General features: G+C 36.1%; 5 protein-coding genes. All 5 read left to right on the top strand.

The features are described 5' to 3' along the window. Positions 1–1,445, top strand: a 1,445-nt coding sequence (locus NT178_17005) for a hypothetical protein (GenBank protein MCX5814221.1), incomplete at its 5' end; no start/stop codon positions are given. A 1-nt stretch (position 1,446) separates the two neighbouring features. Then, positions 1,447–2,583, top strand: coding sequence for a glycosyltransferase family 4 protein (locus tag NT178_17000; protein ID MCX5814220.1), 1,137 nt, complete (start codon positions 1,447–1,449; stop codon positions 2,581–2,583). A 144-nt stretch (positions 2,584–2,727) separates the two neighbouring features. Continuing rightward, complete coding sequence (asnB, locus tag NT178_16995) at positions 2,728–4,626, top strand: asparagine synthase (glutamine-hydrolyzing) (protein MCX5814219.1); 1,899 nt, start codon at positions 2,728–2,730, stop codon at positions 4,624–4,626. 143 nt (positions 4,627–4,769) lie between these two features. Beyond that, on the top strand, positions 4,770–5,495 hold the full coding sequence (locus tag NT178_16990) for an SGNH/GDSL hydrolase family protein (protein MCX5814218.1): 726 nt from the start codon (positions 4,770–4,772) through the stop codon (positions 5,493–5,495). 89 nt (positions 5,496–5,584) lie between these two features. Further along, positions 5,585–5,820 (top strand): hypothetical protein (locus NT178_16985; GenBank protein MCX5814217.1); only part of this gene is annotated, 236 nt, incomplete at its 3' end.

Below are 5,820 nucleotides of genomic sequence, written 5' to 3'. Positions count from 1 at the left end.
ATGCTTTTCAACATATTTATTCAGCTTTTGCTACACTTACCATTTATTATCTCATATTTTTTGTTTTAATACATAAAATTATTCCTGCTGATGATATTGGTTGGACGATGAAGTATTTTCATATTGCAATAATTACTTCATTGGTTTTTACACTCATTTTACATTGTTATTTTGTCTTTGAAATGGGATTTGCGGAGGGGTTGGATTTTGGCGAATCAGCTGACACAATTGATTATGATCTAATCGCTCGTGGATTTGTTAAGTCTTTTAAGGAAGGCGGACAATATTCCATGCAAGGCGCACATGATGGCGTAACAGGCTATTCTATTTTCCTGGCTATTAATTATTATCTTTTTGGCGAATCTGTATTGGCAGGAAAGTTAATAAATGTAATTTTTTATGGAATGAGCGTTGTATTAGCATCGCGTATAGCATGCCTTTTATTCGGCGCTGCTGTAGGAAAACGAACTGCATTTTTAATGTGTTGCTATACGGTATTCATTTTTTATTCTGGTTATTTGCTAAAGGAATCCTTAATAATTATTCTTATATTAACTGGCATTTTGAATATAATTAATATGGCAATTAAATTAACATATCTGCGAATAATTCATTTCTTTCTAATCACAGTTTGTATTTACCTTACGAGACAATGGATAGTTTTCATTTATGTTATTACGGCCTATTGCTTTTTAATTTACACTTATAGGGTGAAATTGAATTTGATTAAGATATTCTTTGCCACTTGTATAGCCGCAATCTGTTTATTTAGCGTTAATTTCACTCTTATTGGAGTATCGCCTTTTTATTATCTGTATGAGTTTAACTTTGGAGCTATGGTTAGGCGTGGAGAATACGTTTACTTTAACGGGATAATTAATTACTTGATATTCCTATTTAGTAATATTGGATACCTTAGTGAATCAATCGTATTTGGTTTGTGGAGTTTTTGGCTTCATCCTTTTTATCTTTACCTTCCTACTTGGGATGCACAGTATGGCTATGAGGTTATTCAGACTGTTGAACATATGGGAAGTTTTATGTTGTGGTTATTGCTGCCGGCTATTTTTTCCGGCATGTACCAAATAGTTTCAAGGGAAAAAGGGCTCAGTATGATTATTTTTTTTATTATATTGATCAGTATGTTATCTTTGATGTTTTATGTTCAAGGAGCTATTCGTTACAAATATTTTATAATGCCTTTTTTTATAATGGCTGCGTCTTTAGGCATAAAATATATAGACCGATGGTACCATATTATTAAATACTATTTGCTGAGTCTGGTTTTAATTTCTATTTATGGAGTTTCAAAATGGCCACATGGTAGTGATCATTTTCAGATGCTTATGATTATAATGATAATATTTATTCTTTTTGTTTACCTATTCTATAAAACGCAATTCATAAAAACAGTTAGCAGGAGTTTGGAAAGTTCAGGTACATGAAATGAAGATTTGTTTTATATCTTCGAATTATCAGTTTTTTACCGGAAATGCAACCGGTGGTGCAGAAAGACAGATATTGAAAGTATCAGAATATTTAGCAAAAAGGAATCACGAAATATATGTTATATTACTGGGTTACAGTAATGGCGAATTCACAAAAAATGGTGTTTCGTATTTGTCTGGCTGGAAACACACTCATGGATTAAGATTTGCCCGTTATTTTACATACCGGCTCCCTAATTTAAAGAGAGTCTTAAATGAATTAAATGCCGATGTATATTATACGAGAGGTCCTTCGCTAATTACCCCCAGCGTTGTAAAATTATCTACTAAAAATAAATCTCTTTCAGTGATTGGATTGGCAAGTGATGACAATCTTGACTTTCGCTCAGGAAAAATTATGATTGGTTCTCCTAATCCATCCGTGAATAAATCATTCGGAACATTTGCTTTTCATTATTTTAAAAATTATGCGCTAAGGGAAGCTGATTTGATAATTGCACAAAATAATTATCAGGCAATGGAATGTAAAAAAAATGCTTTAAGGTATCGAGTCATTAGTAATATTGTAGAGTTGCCGGCAGCGAAGATATTAAACGTATGTGAGGACGTGGAAGTAGCCTTTATTGCCAATACTGCCGGAAGCAGCAGAGGAATGAAAGGCATTAATAAGTTTTTAGATCTCGTAGGAAAATTACCGCATATTCGCTTCATCGCTATAGGCAAGCATGATAAAAAATTACATGAAAACAATGATGTCAGAAGCTATTTAAATTTACAATGGCTGGGTGCATTGACACATGAAGAGACGTTAAAGAACATAGCACGCTCCAAAATTGTTGTAAATCTATCCCTGTATGAAGGTTTTTCCAACGTAATTTTGGAAGCGTGGTCACTTGGAAAGCCGGTTGTTTCTTTACATGTAAATCCAAATGGTTTGTTTGATGATGGAAAGCTTGGTTACTGTGCGGCTGGTGATATTGGATTAATGGCATCAATCACTGCGGAACTTTTAAGTAGTCAAGAAAAAAGGAAATCTATCGGTGCGTGTTGTCGGGACTATATTATTTCAGAGCATTCTCCGGAAAAGATATGTGACCAATACGAAGATGCCTTTAGCTCGAATAAAATGATGTGAATGTCTGCGGGGTGCTCCAAACCAAATGGTACTTTATTTTCAAATCGGTCATGCGCTTTCCTTCGATACCCATAGACCTGGCTTAAGATAGATTGCTGCCACGGGGCGTGGTATTGAATATTCCCAAACGAGACTATTAAATATATGTGTGGAATCTGCGGAATCTGGAATTATAAAGGCTTTTTGCCCGTCGATCATCGTTTGATAGATCGAATGACGGCCTCCCTCATCCATAGAGGCCCGGATGATCAGGGGCAGTGCTTCGATGATGGTGCAGGTGTTGGTTTTGGATTTCGTCGGCTATCTATCCTTGATCTTTCAAATCGCGGGCATCAGCCGATGAAATTTCAACACCTCACCATAGTTTATAATGGTGAGGTGTACAATTTTAATGAAATACGGAAGGAATTAGAGAAGAGAAATTATACTTTTGGTTCAACAAGTGACACCGAGGTTATTCTTAAGGCATTTCATGCCTGGGGCGTAAGTGCAGTTCACAAATTCATTGGCATGTTTGCATTTGCAATTTGGGATAGTCTTCATAAAAAGATGTATCTATTTCGAGATCGTCTCGGTGTGAAACCCTTATACTATGGAAAGATCAATGATTTGTTTTGGTTTGGGTCGGAGCTTAAAGTTCTTAAAACTATACAAGGAGAAAGTCCGGAAATTAATCTCCAGGCCCTCGGCGAGTATTTTCAGTATGGCTATATTTCAGCTCCAAGAAGTATTTATAAGGATGTTTGGCAGTTACGGCCAGGCCATTGGCTTGAGGTAAATCAATCAGGCATGAATGAAAATCAATATTGGACTGTTCTTGATTCGCTGGACAATCCACTGCATGACAATGAAGAATTGTTATGCGAAGAATTGGAAGAGCTACTAATCAGCGCTTTTAAATATCGTCTCATATCTGATGTTCCGGTTGGAATTTTTCTGTCTGGCGGCATCGATTCCAGCCTTCTCACAGCCATATTAAGAAAACACACAAATCAGCACATAAAAACATTTACGATTGGGTTCAAAGAACAACAATATGACGAATCGCGTTACGCACGAAAAATAGCCGACCATCTTCAAACGGATCATACCGAATATATCATTGGCATCGATGAGGTTAAAGACTTAGTTCCACAATGGCATAAACTTTATGACGAGCCTTTTGCAGATTCATCAGGCTTACCGACATATATAGTTTCTAAGTTAGCACGGGAAAAGGTAACAGTCGCCCTTTCCGCTGATGGTGGGGACGAACTGTTTTGTGGTTATGATAGCTATTATTTAACACTTAGCCGCTTGAATCTTCTGCAAAAAATCCCCGTATTATTACGATATATATCAGCGAGCATTTTGAGGAATATTCCATTAAGTGAAATTCGTTGGCTTTTAAGACAATTTCCACAATATAATGGTGATCGTTTATCCGATCGATTAATACGTCTTAGTCATGCTTTGCCAAATATTGACCCTGCGATTTTATTCGATATGGGAGCCTCGCAATGGTTCACAGCGGATATTCAGGCACTCATAGGCTCTTATAATCCGCCACGTGAACTGATGAATCACTATCCTGGAAACACCGCGGTGCAAATGATGGTACATGATTTACACCATTATCTACCAGGAGATATTCTAACTAAAGTTGACAGAGCAGCGATGGCGGTGAGCTTGGAAGCCAGGGAACCATTATTGGATCATCGAATTGTTGAATTTGCCTTTAGGTTACCGCTAAAATATCGGATGGGCAAACTGGGATCAAAGCATTTACTAAGAAATATTCTTAATAAATATATCAGCAAAGAACTCATGGAAAGGCCAAAGCATGGTTTTGGCGTACCAATAACACACTGGCTAAAGAATGGCTTGGCTTATTTAATAGAGGATTACCTTAATCCGGAAATAATTAAGAGGCAAAATGTTTTGAATCCTTTACTTGTTGAGCGGTTTAAAAGATCGTTTAAAGCCGGATGTACCAAAGATGATTTTCGATTATGGCAATTGTTGGCCTTTCAAATATGGTTCACAAATTGGCAGCAAGAGTAAAAGAGGAAAGGGAAAGTGATGAAAAGCATTTTAGAAATATCAGCTTTTAATTGTGATTCAGAATCCCTATTGCTGGTAGACGGTAACATTGTTGCTGCTGCGCAGGGGGAAAGGTTCACAAGAAAAAAGAACGAGAGTTCAATTTGAAATCATTAAAGAATATTTTATTTGTTACTGTGCCCGTTTTAGTTGTTCTATTAATAATGCTGGAGTTCTTTTTTAGAATAGTGATTCCAGCATCTGGGCCGCCACGGGGGTATTTTGACGAGAAAGAGAAAATGTACTTTTTTGACAACAAAAATGAAAAAGGGATAATTACCTTGGGGCGATTTGCAGAAATTAGAGCAAAATGGCGAATTAACAATATGCACTGGAATTATCCAATTGACTATTCTGCCAACGGTGGCAAGAAGCTGATTGCTGTAATTGGTGATTCTTATATTGAAGCGTTCCAGGTAAATGTGGATGAAAACTATCCATTTTTGCTCAGAAAAAAGTTGAAAGAGGATTATGAAGTTTATGCTTTTGGAATATCCGGCGCCGCATTGTCACAGTATTTACATATTAGCAGATATGTTAACAAACACTTTAGACCTGATATTGTAATTTTTAATCTGGTACATAACGATTTTGATGAAAGCATTCAGGCGTTGTCGCCCCAAAATTATCATTTTCAGCAGATATCTATTAAAGAGGATGATTCAATTTCAGAAATTCTACCGCGACCAAACTATTCTTTAGCACAATACAGACCGTTAAAAAGATTCATATATAAAAGTTCGTTGTTTCGCTATCTATGGTGCAAGAAATGCCGAGCATCTTTTCTGCAAAAAAGAAATATGAGGCAAATATTAATACAACTCAAGTAAAAGAGAATAAAGAATTAGTATTAACAGTTACTAAATATTTGATAAAGACGATTGTGGAAGAAAATAGGGACAAGAGGGTCATTTTTATAATGGATGCGCCAAGAGGGGCAATCTATAGCGCTACATTAGATAATAGTGATGTGATGTGGATGAATAAAATGGTTAAAGCAATTTGCAACGACTACAATGTCGAGTACATAGATTTAACGTCCTTTATGAAAGAAGACTTCAAAAGAAATGGAATGAAATTTAATTCTGAGTTTGACTATCATTGGAATAAATATGGACATGATTTTGTCTCCAATGTTTTGACGCATTATTTAGC

This window comes from Pseudomonadota bacterium, assembly GCA_026388255.1.
Lineage (GTDB): Bacteria > Desulfobacterota > Syntrophorhabdia > Syntrophorhabdales > Syntrophorhabdaceae > JAPLKB01.
This window is presented reverse-complemented; position numbering and strand designations above follow the sequence as displayed.